Origin of the sequence: Neobacillus drentensis, assembly GCF_021560175.1 — a bacterium.
In the GTDB taxonomy this organism is placed as follows: Bacteria; Bacillota; Bacilli; order Bacillales; family Cytobacillaceae; genus Neobacillus; species Neobacillus drentensis_A.
The window spans coordinates 4,601,211-4,616,494 of record NZ_CP091110.1 but is presented as its reverse complement, the minus strand read 5'-3'; the positions used below and the strand labels follow the sequence as shown (position 1 = coordinate 4,616,494).

Sequence of the window (15,284 nt, the reverse complement as noted above, 5' to 3'; positions counted from 1 at the left end):
CATGAAGAAAGTTGGAATATTGGGCGGCACGTTTGATCCGCCCCATTATGGACATCTTTTGATTGCCAATGAAGTTCTTTCGGCACTTGAGCTTGATAAAATTTGGTTTATGCCAAACCATGAACCGCCGCACAAGAAAAAACCGGAGTCGGTTAAAGATGAGGACCGTCTCAGGATGCTCGAGTTAGCTATTGCAGGAAATTCGGCCTTCAGCATTCAACCTATCGAGCTCGATCGTAACGGGCCCTCTTATACCGTTGATACAATGAAATTACTTAACGCTGAGTATTCTGACCATCAATTTTTCTTTATAATTGGTGCCGATATGATTGAATATTTGCCGAAATGGCATGATATTGATATACTTATTAACCTTGTCCAATTTGTTGGGGTTGAGAGACCTTCATACAGCCGCCAAACGGACTACCCTGTTCTATATGTGGATGTACCAGCCATTGATGTGTCCTCTAGTATGATCAGGGATAGAGTAAAAAAAGGTAAATCGGTTCGTTATTTGCTGCCAGATCCGGTTATTGATTATATTGAGGAGAAACATTTATATGGAACGTCAAAAAGCTTTAGACATAGTTAAAGTCCAATTAACGGAACATCGATACCAGCATACGCTGGGGGTAATGGAAACAGCTATTAGCTTGGCAGAAAAATATGGAGCAGATGTGAAGAAAGCAGAAATAGCGGCTATTTTTCATGATTATGCCAAGTTTCGCCCAAAGGATGAAATGAAAGAAATGATCATGTCACAAGGACTGCCGCAGGATTTACTTTTATATAATACTGAATTGTGGCATGCTCCAGTGGGTGCTTACCTGGTAGAAAAAGAGGCCGGTATCCGTGATCCTGAAGTATTGGACGCGATCCGCTATCATACTTCTGGAAGACCTAATATGAAATTACTGGAAAAAGTCGTTTATTTAGCGGATTATATTGAGCCGGGCAGACACTTCCCCGGTGTAGAGGAAGTAAGAGAAATAGCAAAGGAAAGTTTAGAAAAGGCACTCGTAAAGGCCATTCAAAATACCATTCTTTTCTTAATGAAAAAAAATCAAACGATTTATCCGGAAACATTTTATACCTATAATGATTTAATTCAAAAACTGGAGGACTGATGAATGGATAATCAAGAACTTCTCAAGATTGCGGTAAAAGCAGCCGACGATAAACGTGCTGAAGATATATTAGCTTTAAATATGAAAGGAATCTCGTTAATTGCCGATTATTTTATTATTTGTCATGGTAATTCGGACAAACAGGTACAGGCTATTGCACGAGAAATGAAGGACAAGGCCCAAGAGAACGGTTATGATGTAAAAAGAATCGAAGGGTTTGACGAAGCAAGATGGGTGCTAATTGATTTAGGAGATGTAGTTGCCCATGTATTCCACCGTGATGAACGAAGCTATTACAATTTAGAACGGTTATGGGGCGATGCGCCGCATGTTGATATCCTCAGTGAGTTAAATTCATGAGCTATGAGCAATTTGCCTACCTGTACGATGAACTTATGAAGGATGCCCCATATGATCAATGGGTATCATTTGTTAAAAACAGGCTTGCCAAATATGAGGTGGAAGCAACCCGCCTTTTGGATCTAGCCTGCGGGACAGGGGAACTTTCTGTTCGGTTTGCCAAACAAGGCCTTGATGTTACAGGGGTAGACTTATCAGAAGATATGCTATCAGTAGCCCAGGTAAAAGCCGAGGCAGAGGGTGTCAAAATCCCGTTTTTTCAACAGGACATGGCAAATTTGGAAGGACAAGGGCAATTTGATGTCATAGGCATCTTTTGTGATTCATTAAATTATTTACAAACAGAAGAAGAGGTACTATCAACATTCTTGAATGTACATCAACATTTACAGGATCATGGATTGTTTATTTTTGATGTACATTCGATCTATAAAATGACAGACGTGTTCATTAATCAAACCTTCGCCTTAAATGAGGATAAAATTTCTTATATTTGGAATAGTTTCCCCGGGGAAGATCCTAATAGCGTTGAACATGAATTAAGTTTTTTTGTTTTAGACGAACGGACCGGGAAATATGATCGCATCGACGAACTTCATTATCAGCGTACGTATCCGATCGGCCAATATTCTGACTGGTTAACTACTGCCGGCTTTCAATTACTTGAGATTAGTGCCGATTTTGAACAGTTCGAACCAACGAAGGAATCGGAACGAATTTTCTTTGTTGCCAAGAAAAAATAAAAAAAGCCATCTTTTTACAAAAAAGATGGCTTTTTTTATGATTTATTAGAGGAATTTGTAAATGATTAGCGAATTATTGTTTTGAGAATTGAATTTCTACCTTTTCTAAATCCTCTTTAAATTTAGCATGGGTAGCTTGGAAGACGTGTTCAAATACTGGTCCGAGCTCACTATCTAACACCTTAATTCCTTCCCCTGTGATTCCGCCCTTTACACAAACCTTTTCTTGTAAAGATGGCAGGGTATAATGCCCTTGTTTAATTAATTCTCCAAGTCCTACAATCATTTCACTTGCAAAAACAGTCGCTGTTTCTGTATCAATTTCAGTCTCCTTAACCGCAGCTTTAATGAAATTCTGAAGCAAATAGCTAAAGAAAGCAGGTCCACAGCTAACAATATCAGAAGCTACCCTCGTTATTCGTTCATCAATACAAACCGGAACAGAAATTTTCGAAATGAGTTTTTCTAGTTTCATTTTCCAATGGTCGCTGCAATTTTCCCCATACGTAACCAGTGAAACCCCCGCTAATGCCCGATTTGTAATACTAGGAATTACTCGGACAGTTGAACAGGATACCCTATTTTCAATCTGGCTTGTACTGACAGGACTAGTTATTGAAACAAGACACTTATCAGGAGATAAATGGGGATTGATTTGATCAAGCATATTCCGTATGTCTAATGGCTTTATACAAATAAAGATTAAATCAGATTGTGCAGCAACTTCTTCTGGATTTGCTCCAATTAATATGTCCTTATATTTATCTTTAAGCAGCATGGCTTTGGATTTGGTTCGATTCGTTATCATCAAGGAAGAAGGGGAAGCGGCCTTTCCGTCAATCAAAGCCTCCACTATGACTCTTCCCATATTACCGGTACCGATAATGCCTATATTCATAATCGACCCTCCTTCGCATCAGTATTCTTTTATAAGATTATGAAAATGAAATGTGAAATATACCTTTAGAAAGGATGGATTATCATGAAAGATTGGTTACTGGAACACAAGATTCATTTTGCAGTTGTGTTATTGCTGGTTGTTGGCGGCTTGTATTATTTTTATATACAAGGTCCTGAGGAGTCGGCCCCATTGACTTCTCTCAGCCAGGAAGATGAGGTCCTAACAAAAGCTGTCGAAGCACCTGCTGAAAAGAAAGACACACCAGCGGCTAATCAGCCTGAAAGTATCATGGTAGATGTAAAGGGACAAGTAACTCATCCAGGGGTTTATCAAGCTAACACGGGAGAAAGAGTCATTGATGTAATTGGACGAGCTGGTGGATTAACGAACCAGGCCGACCAAACACAAGTTAACTTTGCTGAGCATGTGGAGGATGAAATGGTCATCTACATTCCAGGCAAGGGAGAAGCGGAAAGTACTTTACCTACAGCAGCTGGCAGCGGCGGATCTGGATTGAGCGGGACAGGTCAAAAGCAAGGGAAAGTTAATATTAATAAAGCGGATGAACAAGAGCTGCAGAATCTCCCTGGAATCGGTCCGGCTAAGGCAGCGGCCATTATCGAATACCGAAATACAAGCGGCCCATTTAAAACGATTGACGACTTAAAAAATATAACTGGAATTGGGGATAAGACGTTTGAAAAGCTAAAGGATTTGATTGTAGTAAAATGAAACTTCCATTGACCTGAAAGGGCTGTACCAGTAAACTTAAAAGAAAAGTTATGCAGGGAGTGGGAAACATGGAGCGAATTTCTTGGGACCAATATTTTATGGCACAAAGCCATCTGCTCGCACTAAGAAGCACTTGTACAAGATTAACCGTGGGTGCAACGATTGTCAGAGATAAACGAATTATTGCCGGCGGCTACAATGGTTCTATTGCTGGCGGAGATCATTGTATTGACAAAGGGTGTTATGTGATTGATCATCATTGTGTGCGGACGGTTCATGCGGAAATGAACGCACTGTTGCAGTGTGCAAAATTCGGTGTTCCGACCTCTGATGCCGAAATTTACGTAACCCATTTTCCTTGTCTTCAATGCTGTAAGGCAATTATTCAAGCAGGGATTAAAACGGTCTATTATGCGGAGGATTATAAAAATCATCCCTACGCCATCGAACTGTTTGAACAAGCCAAGGTAAAAATTGAAAAGGTTGAATTGAAAGAACCCATGATTCAACTTGGTAAATAATCTTCTTTATAAGACGCCGGAAAATGACCGGCGTCCACCCATCAATCGATAACGATTCCCCAGTATCTACAAATTCCCAAAAAACGGAGAAAAAAATGAGCGGAAAATATATTTATATTGCTCTAGGTGCCTTCTTAGGTGTTTTATGTTCACTTGTTTCAATTTTTTCATTTCTTATCGTAACTTGTCTATTTCTCCTTACATTAGCTAAACTTAAAAAGTTCAAACAATCCCAAATAGTCCTGATCATCCTGATCGGTTTTATCTTTTATCTTAAAGGAGAGTGGGTCTATGTCCATAATCATTCAAAGCTTCCGCCTGCGAAGACTAACTTTTATATAGAATATATAAAAGACCCCATCATTGATGGCAATCTATTAAAAGTACAAGGAAAGGAACAACTCTATAATGAAAAGGTTCTGCTTCGTTACCAAATAAATTCGGAGGAGGAAAAACAGCTTTTGCAAAGTCACAGCCCTTATGGCTGCATTTGCCAAATTACAGGCACATTAAAGAAATCGGCTGTGGCTAAAAATCCGAATGGATTTAATTATCAGCGCTATTTGGCCACGAAAGGAATTTTTTGGATCGTTGATCTTCAACAAAACCCTTTTCATCATTGCAAACCCATTAAATCCTCTCCGTCCGCATTCGTAAAACAGCTTCGCTATACAGGGATTAACTACCTAGAAAAGAACTTTCCATCAGAAATTGCAGGGTTGTCTGCAGCCTTAATATTCGGTGATACCAATATCCTTGACCCTGAATTATTAAGTGACTACCAACGGACGGGAATTGTCCACTTATTGGCCATTTCCGGTCTTCATGTTTCCTTGTTCATTGGGATGATTTTTTATATTGGACTTAGATGCGGACTGACTAGACAGTTTATGACAAATTTTCTTTTGGGCCTCTTACCTGTTTATGTCCTCTTAACAGGCAGTTCCCCCTCTGTTATACGATCGGCGCTAATGATTGCCCTGATTTTAATCGCTGAAAAATGGAAGCATCATCTTAAGCTTTTAACCATTGATGCTCTAAGTTTGGCCTTTCTCCTTTATATTTTTGGTTCGCCAATGATCATTTTTGATAATGGCTTCCAGCTTTCCTTTTTAGTCAGTTTTGCGATCATTCTTGCTGCCCCCAAGATTCTCAAACGGCAGCAAGGGAATGGGGCGAAAATGATTGCTACCTCTGTGACAGCACAACTGTCCGCGATGCCGCTATTGCTTTACCACTATTTTCAACTTTCCTTTATAGGGATTGCGGCTAATTTGTTGTATATCCCCCTATTTTCTTTCGTTTATCTTCCTGCCGTTTATGTCCTATTTATGATTCAATTACTGACTGGAACAACCCCGGGGATACTGATCTTCCTCGTACAAAAGACGATTGAGTTATCCAATAAGCTTATTCAGGTTTTGGGGAATGTGCCTTTCACCAATTTTACTCCGGGAAGACCTCCTAACTTGATCACCATTCTTTACATCATCCTAATCGTTTCATCCTTTTATATATGGGAAAGAGGGGCTTATCCTCAAAAGAGGGTGCATGTATTTATAATTATGGTCATGCTTCTTACCATTCAGCCGTGCTGGAATTGGTTGAATCCTTCTGGGGAAGTGACAATGATTGATGTAGGACAAGGTGATAGTATTTTCATCCATTTTCCACATGGAAGGGGCGACTATCTGATTGATACAGGCGGTTCCATAAATTTTGTTGAGGAAAGGTGGAAAGAGCAGGCCAGACCATATGAAGTTGGCCGGGATGTAGTGGTTCCTTTTTTGAATGCGAAAGGTATTACTAAGATTGATAAATTAATCCTGACCCATGGGGACATGGATCATATTGGCGGTGCAAACTCCATACTTTCAGAGCTTAAGGTCAAGCAGATTTTAATGCCATCGGTTACTGAGCCTTCTGAAACAGAACAGCTTATCACAAAAGAAGCAGCGAGCCAAGGGATACCTGTTATAAAAGTATCATCTGGAGATAATTGGCAACAAGGTGAAAATAATTTTTATATTCTGTCTCCGAAAAAGAACTTCACAGGTGAGCGAAATAGAGGTTCAATCGCGATCGTTGCCGAGATTGGAGGTCTTAGCTGGTTTTTTGGCGGGGATCTTGACCAAGAGGGAGAAGAGGCAATTATAAGACAGTATCCAAATTTAACGATTGATGTATTAAAAGCTGGCCACCATGGCAGTAAAACGTCTAGTGCTGTGGTGTTTATCAATCAAATTAAGCCAAAGGCGGCTCTCATCTCAGTCGGTGAACATAACCGTTTTGGACATCCTCATCAGGAGGTACTAGATCGTTTGGCAGCGGTTAAAGCAAAAATATACCGTACTGACCAGCAAGGGGCTATTACCTATCTTTTTTCTCGTGGAAACGGAACCTTTTTAACCTATCTGCCATAAGTTATAGTAATTCAAGAAGAAAGCCCAAGCGCCCTAGACGGCAGCACATCTATAGTGGACTTTTCTAATAAAAAAGGCTGTGTTAAAGATTATCGTTGATTGGAGCGGAAGGCGGCGAAGACTCCTGCGGGAGTACGGGGCTGGGGAGACCCCACAGGCGCTTAAGCGCCGAGGAGGCTCCCCGGCACGCCCGAGGAAAGCGAAGCCGCCTGGAGCGGAAATTAACTTTCAAGATTAAAACAGCCATAAAAAAAAGACTGCAACGCTGCAGCCTCTTTACTAAATTATGTAGCATTCATTAGGAACCAATTAGCTTAATGACTGTTGCAATAATAAAGATTATAGCAAAAAAGCCGAAAGAAACTCCAAAACCTACCCCAGAATCAATCGCATCATTACGTTTACTTTGCACGTCTTTTTCAAAATGATTCACGCTATACCCCTCCTATTTTCAAGTATAGTATAAGCTATTCGTCTGAAAAAATCCAGCCTGCTATTTGCTTCTTTCCTGTACTGACAAGAGTTGTCAAAATAGTTCAACTCAGGAAGGGCAAAACTATAAGTAGAGGAATCCCGCCAGGCAATAAAAGATCCTAGGGCCAATATTGCTGGCGTTCAAATAGATTCGGGAATTGGCATTGTTGGATAAACGTGCTAATTCCCTTTAAGTACTTGTCAAAAGGTCCAAGCTTCTTTACGATAAGATATGAGTGAAAATTTAGGGGAGCGCTGGACAAAATGGTATTAGAGATATGGAAAAAAATTAAAAAAAAGGATATAGCTCCTATATATTTATTATATGGAACAGAGGCATTTTTAATCAATGAGACAAAACAATTACTTCTGAACCATATTCTAGACGAAGAAGAAAAGGATTTTAATTTTTCAGCTTACGATTTAGAAGAGACTTCAGTTGATTTCGCTTTAGAGGACGCTGAGACCTTTCCTTTTTTGGGAGAGAAAAAGGTTGTTTTTTTACATAATCCCGTTTTCTTAACTGCAGAAAAAACGAAGGCCAAGGTAGAACACAATCTGGCAAAATTGGAAGCATACCTGAAAGAGCCTGCTCCATATACGGTAATGGTCATTTCGGCTCCATATGAAAAATTGGATGAAAGAAAAAAAATAACCAAAGAGCTTAAACGGAATGCTGAATTAGTTGAGGCTAAAAAGTTATCGGAATATGAGTTGAAAAAATGGGTAAGAGATCGAGCAATAAGTAATGGGATGGAATTTGAAGAAAATGCGATTGACCTATTACTCTCCTTAGCAGGTACTAATATGTTTATGCTTGCCAGCGAGGTGGACAAATTGTCCTTATTCGCTGCTGAGCAAAAACGTATTGATAGCGGGCTAGTAGAAAAATTGGTTGCTAGGACGCTTGAGCAAAATATTTTTTCCCTTATTGAGAGAGTAGTTCAAAGAAAATTAGATGAGGCATTGCGGATTTATTATGACTTGTTAAAACAAAATGAAGAGCCCATTAAGATATTAGCGCTATTGTCTGGTCAATTTCGTCTCATCTATCAGGTAAAGGAACTTTCAAGAAGAGGCTACGGGCAGCAGCAAATTGCCGCCTATTTAAAAATTCATCCGTTTCGGGTAAAGCTTGCCCTTGGTCAGGCAGGAAGTTTTAGGGATGAAGAATTAGCTAACCTAATGGAGATGTTAGCAGAGGCAGACTATCAGATGAAAACCGGCGGAATGAATAAATCATTACTGATTGAAATGCTTTTGTTCCGTTTAAAACGGTAATACCAAAAGCGGAAGCGGTCTTGGTCAGCCCCGATATAGGGCGACTTGTCGACTGAACGGCGAAAGCAAGGTCAAAGGCTAGGGGCTGGAGCAATAAAAAAACGATTCCGAATCGGAATCGTTTTTTTTACGCTATTAATTAAAGAGCGTTAGACTTTTTCATAAGACGTGATTTTTTACGAGCAGCAGCGTTTTTGTGGATAAGACCTTTAGCAGCAGCCTTGTCTAATTTGCTAGCAGCAGCAACTAATGCTTCTTTTGTAGCAGCAGCATCGTTAAGAGTAACAGCAGCTTCTACTTTTTTAACAGCCGTACGCATTGCAGATTTAGCAGTTGTATTTTGAGCATTACGAGCTTCAGCTGTTTTCACACGCTTAATTGCAGATTTAATGTTAGGCATTCCATTCACCTCCTACAAAGAATCGAGACTTATATGAACTCGACTTTACATTCATCCATAATAATTCAGAACAAGAAGTATTTTATCAAACAGAAGGCCAGATTGCAATACACAATTCAAAGGTAACCGAATTTAAAATGCATGTTTTACAGGCTTAAGGGCAAAAATAGGAAATAGTTTCTATTTAGGATTTTCTATTAGGGGTGGATTTCATGAATGAGTCTATTGATTTAAGCAAGTATTCGATTCGAACGGATTTAGCGATTGAAGCTAGAGAAATGGTACTTGCGGGAAAGTCTGTCGGAGAAGAAGAAAACCTTTCGAAAATCGAAGGGGTCATTATTAAAGAAAAAGATGTTGACGATATAAAAATTTCTCTAGTTGAGGTAACAAAACAAGGAGAAGAACAGCTTGGCAAAAAAGCAGGCCGATACTTAACGTTAGAGGTACAGGGGATTAGACAGCAGAATTCCGAGGTTCAACAGAAGGTGCAAGAAATCTTTGCCCGGGAATTTGCCCATTTCTTAACAGGATCCGGAATAAAAAAAACGGATTCCTGCCTCGTGGTAGGGTTGGGGAATTGGAATGTAACTCCCGATGCTCTTGGTCCAATGGTGTGTGAGAATCTCTTAGTCACCCGGCATTTATTTCAGCTTCAGCCTGAGAATGTTGAAGAAGGTTACCGATCTGTTAGTGCCTTATCACCAGGTGTAATGGGCCTGACCGGAATTGAAACAAGCGACATCATTTTTGGGGTGGTTGAAAAAACGAAACCTGACTTTGTCATTGCCATCGATGCATTAGCATCACGTTCGATAGAAAGAGTCAATTCAACCATCCAACTCTCTGATACCGGTATCCATCCTGGTTCAGGGGTCGGAAACAAAAGAAAGGAATTAAGTAAGGAGACCTTGGGGATTCCGGTTATCGCCATAGGAGTTCCAACCGTCGTAGACGCTGTTTCAATAACAAGTGATACGATAGATTTCATTCTAAAACATTTTGGGAAAGAGCTAAGGGAAGGAAATCGTCCTTCAAGAGCTCTTGCACCCGCAGGTATGACCTTTGGCGAGAAAAGAAAATTAACCGATGAGGATTTGCCCGAGGAAAAACATCGTAAAACCTTTTTGGGTATGATCGGCACACTCCCGGATGAGGAAAAAAGAAAACTAATTTACGAAGTCCTCTCACCAATTGGTCATAATTTAATGGTAACACCAAAAGAAGTAGATGTGTTCATTGAGGATATGGCGAACCTTATTGCCAATGGATTAAACTCAGCGTTACATACTGCTATCGATCAAGAGAATGCTGGTTTTAATACAAGATAAACCAAATTAAAGGGGGCTGTTCCATCAATAGCCCTCTTTACGTCAACTATTAAAATAATTTTTAGTTCTACCATTTCTAGTAATGACATAGTATTTACTAGAATCGTTTAAAGCGAGGTGGAACTATGAAAAACACAAAAACGTCAAGTGCCTTTTTAATCGTCCAAGGGACAAGCATCCTGAAAGCTTTTGCCGCACTTTCCCTATTTATTATATTAATTTTTTCTATCAGCGGTCTCTTAACGTCTTTAAAACCACAATATAGACTTATGTCAACATCCGTAAATGAAGCTGCTACGAATGTAAATGGTGAATTACTATACCAATTTATGGGCTGGGAAAATCATCATTTTTTAAAAGTAGGAAATAGCTGGGTGACTACACCGAAGCTTACCAATTTGATATTTACCCTATCCAGCAATATTAATCTAAATGATCCGCGCAGCCTTCTTGGCAGAGAACTTCCGGGCTTTTATCAATTTGATGGAAAAATCCTTGTGGCTGGAGAAGGGACAAATTATACAAATATGCCGGTTGAGTCAGCACCACCGATTGAAATTATGAAAGAGGAACGAGAAGCAGCCTTACAAAATTTAGAAGGATTGGACAAGCCTTCGGATGAAAATTCCTCTCCCGCACCAGGGCAGACTACTGGAGGAAGGAAGGTTGTCTATGTGTACTTCTCTCATAATCGCGAATCCTATCTTCCCTACCTTAAGGGAGTAACCAACCCGGATTTAGCGTATCACTCGCAAATAAATGTCACAAAGATTGGTGACCAATTAAAGACCAGCTTGGCTGACAGAGGAATTGGCAGTTTTATCGATAAGACAGATATTCAAGCGGCATTAAATAAAAAAGGGTGGAAATTCTGGAAGTCCTATGATGAATCGCGGACCGTGGTTCAGACCGCGATGACCGGTAATCATGATTTGCATTATTTTATTGATATTCATCGTGATTCCCAACGCAGGGATAAAACAACGGTTACGATTAATGGAAAGTCCTATGCAAAGGTTGCGTTTATTATCGGCGGAAAAAATCCAAACTACGAAAAAAATGCAAAACTAGCAAAAGAACTTCATGATCGACTGGAGAAAAAATATAAAGGTTTAAGCAGGGGAGTCATTATTAAGAATGCTGCCGGATCGAATAGCATCTATAATCAGAACCTTTCGGAAAATGCGATTCTGATGGAATTTGGCGGTGTTGATAATACATTTGAAGAATTAAACCGCTCCGCTGATGCGCTTGCCGATGTGTTTAGTGATTTCTATTGGCAGGCAGAAAAAGTAAATCAGGATACACAGCAACCGTCTACTAAACAATAGTGGTTAGGAGCATTTTTATGAAAATGTTTATGTTTAAAAGCTTCTGTTTAGCGGCTCTACTGTTAATTGCTGTTCTAACAGGGATGCAATTAGCGAATAACGGGATTCAAAAAATGAAAGGATATGACGATCCCAATCTAGAAACAGCTGTCAGCATTCATGATAAGGACCATAATGTGAGGGCATCGTTCCTTGGGAATGATATTTCCAGCCACGATATTGCAGCAAAGAAGAAAAAATTGGAGGAAATAAGCGCCTTTAATCTTTTTTCCTCAATGGGCAGAAAAATGTCGGAAGGGATTTCTGGGGCTTCGGAAAAACTAATTGACCTCATTGCGGAATAAGGTAAGGCGGCAGATGTTTTTGCCGTCTTTCATTTTGTTAATTGGAGGAAATAATTTTGATAAATAAGCCGCTTGCAGATGGATCATTTATCATAGCCCGCCAAGTATGCCTAAAATCAGGACTGGCATTCTGTATTGAATCTTATTAGCCCTACTGATATAATCAAAAATAGTGTACATGTGCGAGTATAGTAGGAGTGGAAGACCATGAATAGAGAAGAAAGACTTAAACGACAATCAAAAATTAGAAATTTTTCTATTATTGCCCATATTGACCATGGGAAATCAACTTTAGCTGACCGGATCTTGGAAAAAACGAATGCTTTATCCTCTCGTGAAATGAAAGATCAGCTATTGGACTCCATGGATTTAGAAAGAGAACGCGGAATAACGATTAAGTTAAATGCTGTACAACTAAAATACAGAGCAAAAGATGGGGAAGAATATACTTTCCATTTAATAGACACACCAGGACATGTCGATTTTACGTATGAAGTTTCAAGAAGTCTAGCAGCCTGCGAAGGGGCAGTTTTAGTGGTAGACGCTGCACAGGGAATTGAAGCACAAACACTAGCAAACGTATACCTAGCCCTGGATAATGACCTTGAAATTTTACCTGTTATTAATAAAATTGACCTGCCAAGTGCCGAACCTGAAAGAGTCCGCGGCGAAATCGAGGAAGTGATTGGTCTGGATGCCTCTGAAGCCGTTCTTGCATCTGCGAAGGCAGGCATAGGGATTGAAGAGATTCTCGAACAGGTTGTGGAAAAAGTGCCTGCACCAACTGGTGATCCAGAAGCCCCATTAAAAGCCTTAATTTTTGACTCTCTTTATGATGCCTATCGCGGTGTTGTTGCTTATATCCGCGTCGTTGAAGGCAGGGTCAAAGTGGGTGATAAAATTAAGATGATGGCTACTGGAGCAGAATTTGAGGTAAACGAAGTTGGTGTGTTCACACCTAAAGCAGTGATGCGTGATGAGTTGTCAGTAGGGGACGTTGGTTTCCTGACAGCTTCTATTAAAAATGTTGGTGATACACGTGTTGGTGATACCATTACCAACGCAAAAAATGGTGCAACTGAACCGCTCCCAGGCTATCGAAAATTAAATCCAATGGTATACTGTGGACTTTACCCAATTGATACAGCCAGATTTAATGATCTCCGTGAAGCGTTAGAAAAATTACAATTGAATGATTCTGCGCTTCAATTTGAGCCAGAAACATCTCAAGCACTCGGTTTTGGTTTCCGTTGTGGCTTCCTTGGCCTTCTTCATATGGAAATCATTCAAGAACGGATTGAACGTGAATTTAAAATTGATTTAATTACAACGGCACCAAGTGTTATCTACCATGTCCATTTAACAGATGGTTCTCAACTAAGTGTTGACAACCCATCTGATATGCCAGAACCGCAAAAAATTGACCGTGTCGAAGAGCCATATGTGAAAGCAACGATGATGGCACCAAATGACTATGTGGGCGCTATAATGGAACTTTGCCAATTAAAGCGCGGAATTTTTATTGATATGCAATACCAAGGGGAAAATCGGGTCAGCATTGTTTATCAAATTCCACTGGCTGAAATCGTCTATGATTTCTTTGATCAACTGAAATCTAGTACGAGAGGCTATGCTTCCTTTGATTACGAGTTGATTGGTTATCAGCCTTCAAGTCTGGTTAAAATGGATATATTACTGAATGCTGAACAAGTAGATGCCTTGAGCTTTATTGTTCATAAGGACTTTGCCTATGAACGAGGCAAAATAATCGTTGAGAAACTGAAAGAACTCATTCCGAGACAACAGTTCGAGGTGCCTATTCAAGCGGCAATCGGGCAAAAGATTGTAGCTCGTTCCACGATTAAAGCGATGCGCAAAAACGTATTAGCTAAATGTTATGGCGGGGATATCTCCCGTAAACGTAAATTGTTAGAAAAGCAAAAAGAAGGTAAGAAACGGATGAAACAAGTAGGTTCTGTTGAAGTACCGCAAGAAGCGTTTATGGCCGTATTGAAAATGGACGATAACAATACGAAAAAATAACAACGTAAAGGGGTTAGGGATTGCCTAAGGCGGGTTCTCCTAGCCTCTTTTTATTACAGAATAGAGGAAGAAACATGATTAAAGCAGCATACCTCCATATCCCTTTTTGTGAGCATATTTGCCACTATTGTGATTTTAACAAAGTCTTTTTAAAGGGACAGCCTGTTGATGATTATATAAAGGCACTTGATCAGGAAATGAAACTTACTCTTCGTGAATTTCCAACTGATTCACTAGACACCATTTTTGTTGGCGGCGGGACACCGACCTCCTTAAATGAGCAGCAGCTCTACACTTTTTGTGAAAGTATTCATACAAATCTACCGAAAAGTGAAAAGCTAGAGTTTACGTTTGAAGCCAATCCTGGTGATTTGACCAAAGAGAAATTACAAATATTAAAAGATGCTGGGGTTAACCGAATAAGTCTTGGGGTACAAACCTTCAATAACGAGCTTTTAAAAAAGATCGGCCGTGTCCACCAAGCAAAGGATGTTTACCAGACAGTTGATCAGGCCAAAAAGGTTGGCTTTGAAAATATCAGTATCGATTTGATTTTCAGTTTACCGACTCAAACTGTTCAGGATTTTAAAGAGTCCTTAACGGAGGCTTTTTCACTTGATATCCCTCATTACTCTGCTTACTCGCTCATTATCGAGCCTAAAACCGTTTTTTATAATTTATTAAAAAAGGGCAAGCTGCCAACTCCCGGGGAAGATGTCGAAGCGAGCATGTATGAAATGTTAATGGAAGAAATGGAAAAACACGGTTTTAATCAATACGAAATCAGTAATTTTTCAAAACCAGGATATGAAAGCCAGCATAATTTAACCTATTGGAATAATGAATACTACTATGGGTTTGGTGCAGGGGCGCATAGTTATGTAAACGGATGGAGACGGTCCAATACGGGTCCATTAAGAAAGTATATCGACCAACTTGATAATCATTTGCTGCCTGTTTTTGAAAATCATCAGGTGACAAAAGCAGAACAAATGGAGGAAGAAATGTTCCTGGGTCTAAGAAAAACGGATGGAGTCTCCATTGCCCACTTCTATGAAAAATTTGCCACTGATCCTTTAAAATTATTTGCTAATGAACTTACGGATTTAAGGGCTAAACAATGGATAGAAGTGCAGAACGATAATATATATTTAACTAAACAGGGCCGTTTGTTGGGCAACGAAGTATTCCAGGCCTTTTTGGGAGTAATCTAAAGCAAAGTCTTTAGGCTGATGTGCCATTTTGTGTTCTTTTTAATTGACACCATCCCACC

General features: G+C 39.8%; 16 protein-coding genes. 13 read left to right on the top strand and 3 right to left on the bottom strand.

What is annotated here, in order from left to right; translation table 11 throughout:
* The first annotated feature begins 1 nt into the window (after position 1).
* From L1999_RS22035 to L1999_RS22020, 4 genes are read left to right on the top strand one after another with little or no spacing between them, the layout of a single operon-like run.
* Positions 2 to 592 (top strand): nicotinate-nucleotide adenylyltransferase, encoded by a 591-nt coding sequence (locus tag L1999_RS22035; RefSeq protein ID WP_235740520.1) that lies wholly within the window; start codon positions 2 to 4, stop codon positions 590 to 592.
* Positions 561 to 1,127, top strand: coding sequence for a bis(5'-nucleosyl)-tetraphosphatase (symmetrical) YqeK (yqeK, locus tag L1999_RS22030; RefSeq protein ID WP_235740519.1), 567 nt, complete (start codon positions 561 to 563; stop codon positions 1,125 to 1,127). Before L1999_RS22035 ends, yqeK begins: the two co-directional genes overlap by 32 nt.
* A 3-nt stretch (positions 1,128 to 1,130) precedes the next feature.
* Positions 1,131 to 1,487: a ribosome silencing factor gene (gene rsfS / locus L1999_RS22025; RefSeq protein ID WP_235740518.1), complete on the top strand. Its 357-nt coding sequence runs from the start codon at positions 1,131 to 1,133 to the stop codon at positions 1,485 to 1,487.
* Positions 1,484 to 2,230, top strand: a complete 747-nt coding sequence (locus L1999_RS22020; protein WP_235740517.1) for a class I SAM-dependent DNA methyltransferase — start codon at positions 1,484 to 1,486, stop codon at positions 2,228 to 2,230. Before rsfS ends, L1999_RS22020 begins: the two co-directional genes overlap by 4 nt.
* Before the next feature lie 73 nt (positions 2,231 to 2,303).
* Here L1999_RS22020 and comER read toward each other — a convergent pair whose 3' ends face one another.
* Complete coding sequence (comER, locus tag L1999_RS22015) at positions 2,304 to 3,128, bottom strand: late competence protein ComER (protein ID WP_235740516.1); 825 nt, start codon at positions 3,126 to 3,128, stop codon at positions 2,304 to 2,306.
* An 84-nt stretch (positions 3,129 to 3,212) separates the two neighbouring features.
* Here comER and L1999_RS22010 point away from each other — a divergent pair, with 84 nt between their 5' ends.
* The 3 genes from L1999_RS22010 (at position 3,213) to L1999_RS22000 (ending at position 6,807) form a co-directional block, all read left to right on the top strand.
* On the top strand, positions 3,213 to 3,863 hold the full coding sequence (locus L1999_RS22010) for a helix-hairpin-helix domain-containing protein (protein WP_235740515.1): 651 nt from the start codon (positions 3,213 to 3,215) through the stop codon (positions 3,861 to 3,863).
* Positions 3,864 to 3,931: 68 nt separating this feature from the next.
* Positions 3,932 to 4,384 (top strand): ComE operon protein 2, encoded by a 453-nt coding sequence (locus L1999_RS22005; protein ID WP_235740514.1) that lies wholly within the window; start codon positions 3,932 to 3,934, stop codon positions 4,382 to 4,384.
* 95 nt (positions 4,385 to 4,479) lie between these two features.
* The gene (locus tag L1999_RS22000; protein WP_235740513.1) at positions 4,480 to 6,807 is read left to right on the top strand and encodes a DNA internalization-related competence protein ComEC/Rec2; all 2,328 of its coding nucleotides are present in this window, start codon (positions 4,480 to 4,482) and stop codon (positions 6,805 to 6,807) included.
* A 298-nt stretch (positions 6,808 to 7,105) separates the two neighbouring features.
* Here the strand turns inward: L1999_RS22000 and L1999_RS21995 are convergent, their stop codons facing one another.
* Complete coding sequence (locus L1999_RS21995; RefSeq protein WP_215043760.1) at positions 7,106 to 7,240, bottom strand: YqzM family protein; 135 nt, start codon at positions 7,238 to 7,240, stop codon at positions 7,106 to 7,108.
* Between the two features lie 305 nt (positions 7,241 to 7,545).
* On the opposite strand from L1999_RS21995, the gene holA reads away from it, so the two are divergent.
* Positions 7,546 to 8,562, top strand: coding sequence for a DNA polymerase III subunit delta (gene holA / locus L1999_RS21990; protein ID WP_235740512.1), 1,017 nt, complete (start codon positions 7,546 to 7,548; stop codon positions 8,560 to 8,562).
* Between the two features lie 139 nt (positions 8,563 to 8,701).
* Here holA and rpsT read toward each other — a convergent pair whose 3' ends face one another.
* Positions 8,702 to 8,962, bottom strand: a complete 261-nt coding sequence (gene rpsT, locus L1999_RS21985) for a 30S ribosomal protein S20 (protein WP_235740511.1) — start codon at positions 8,960 to 8,962, stop codon at positions 8,702 to 8,704.
* A 212-nt stretch (positions 8,963 to 9,174) separates the two neighbouring features.
* Here rpsT and gpr point away from each other — a divergent pair, with 212 nt between their 5' ends.
* From gpr to hemW, 5 genes are all read left to right on the top strand, one after another.
* Entirely contained in the window at positions 9,175 to 10,293 is a 1,119-nt protein-coding gene (gene gpr / locus L1999_RS21980; protein ID WP_235740510.1) for a GPR endopeptidase, read from the top strand.
* Positions 10,294 to 10,418: 125 nt separating this feature from the next.
* A complete protein-coding gene (gene spoIIP / locus L1999_RS21975) occupies positions 10,419 to 11,624 on the top strand; it encodes a stage II sporulation protein P (protein WP_235740509.1) in 1,206 nt (401 codons plus the stop codon).
* Between the two features lie 17 nt (positions 11,625 to 11,641).
* On the top strand, positions 11,642 to 11,968 hold the full coding sequence (locus L1999_RS21970) for a DUF3679 domain-containing protein (protein WP_235740508.1): 327 nt from the start codon (positions 11,642 to 11,644) through the stop codon (positions 11,966 to 11,968).
* Between the two features lie 207 nt (positions 11,969 to 12,175).
* A complete protein-coding gene (lepA, locus tag L1999_RS21965; RefSeq protein ID WP_235740507.1) occupies positions 12,176 to 14,011 on the top strand; it encodes a translation elongation factor 4 in 1,836 nt (611 codons plus the stop codon).
* 74 nt (positions 14,012 to 14,085) lie between these two features.
* Entirely contained in the window at positions 14,086 to 15,225 is a 1,140-nt protein-coding gene (hemW, locus tag L1999_RS21960) for a radical SAM family heme chaperone HemW (protein WP_235740506.1), read from the top strand.
* The last annotated feature ends 59 nt before the right edge of the window (positions 15,226 to 15,284 follow it).

What these genes read in the sequence shown, in the direction of transcription:
- L1999_RS22035 (WP_235740520.1), top strand. Translation starts at nt 2, where the DNA reads ATGAAGAAAGTTGGAATATTGGGCGGCACGTTTGATCCGCCCCATTAT.
- yqeK (WP_235740519.1), top strand. Translation starts at nt 561, where the DNA reads ATGGAACGTCAAAAAGCTTTAGACATAGTTAAAGTCCAATTAACGGAA.
- rsfS (WP_235740518.1), top strand. Translation starts at nt 1,131, where the DNA reads ATGGATAATCAAGAACTTCTCAAGATTGCGGTAAAAGCAGCCGACGAT.
- L1999_RS22020 (WP_235740517.1), top strand. Translation starts at nt 1,484, where the DNA reads ATGAGCTATGAGCAATTTGCCTACCTGTACGATGAACTTATGAAGGAT.
- comER (WP_235740516.1), bottom strand. Translation starts at nt 3,128, where the DNA reads ATGAATATAGGCATTATCGGTACCGGTAATATGGGAAGAGTCATAGTG.
- L1999_RS22010 (WP_235740515.1), top strand. Translation starts at nt 3,213, where the DNA reads ATGAAAGATTGGTTACTGGAACACAAGATTCATTTTGCAGTTGTGTTA.
- L1999_RS22005 (WP_235740514.1), top strand. Translation starts at nt 3,932, where the DNA reads ATGGAGCGAATTTCTTGGGACCAATATTTTATGGCACAAAGCCATCTG.
- L1999_RS22000 (WP_235740513.1), top strand. Translation starts at nt 4,480, where the DNA reads ATGAGCGGAAAATATATTTATATTGCTCTAGGTGCCTTCTTAGGTGTT.
- holA (WP_235740512.1), top strand. Translation starts at nt 7,546, where the DNA reads ATGGTATTAGAGATATGGAAAAAAATTAAAAAAAAGGATATAGCTCCT.
- rpsT (WP_235740511.1), bottom strand. Translation starts at nt 8,962, where the DNA reads ATGCCTAACATTAAATCTGCAATTAAGCGTGTGAAAACAGCTGAAGCT.
- gpr (WP_235740510.1), top strand. Translation starts at nt 9,175, where the DNA reads ATGAATGAGTCTATTGATTTAAGCAAGTATTCGATTCGAACGGATTTA.
- spoIIP (WP_235740509.1), top strand. Translation starts at nt 10,419, where the DNA reads ATGAAAAACACAAAAACGTCAAGTGCCTTTTTAATCGTCCAAGGGACA.
- L1999_RS21970 (WP_235740508.1), top strand. Translation starts at nt 11,642, where the DNA reads ATGAAAATGTTTATGTTTAAAAGCTTCTGTTTAGCGGCTCTACTGTTA.
- lepA (WP_235740507.1), top strand. Translation starts at nt 12,176, where the DNA reads ATGAATAGAGAAGAAAGACTTAAACGACAATCAAAAATTAGAAATTTT.
- hemW (WP_235740506.1), top strand. Translation starts at nt 14,086, where the DNA reads ATGATTAAAGCAGCATACCTCCATATCCCTTTTTGTGAGCATATTTGC.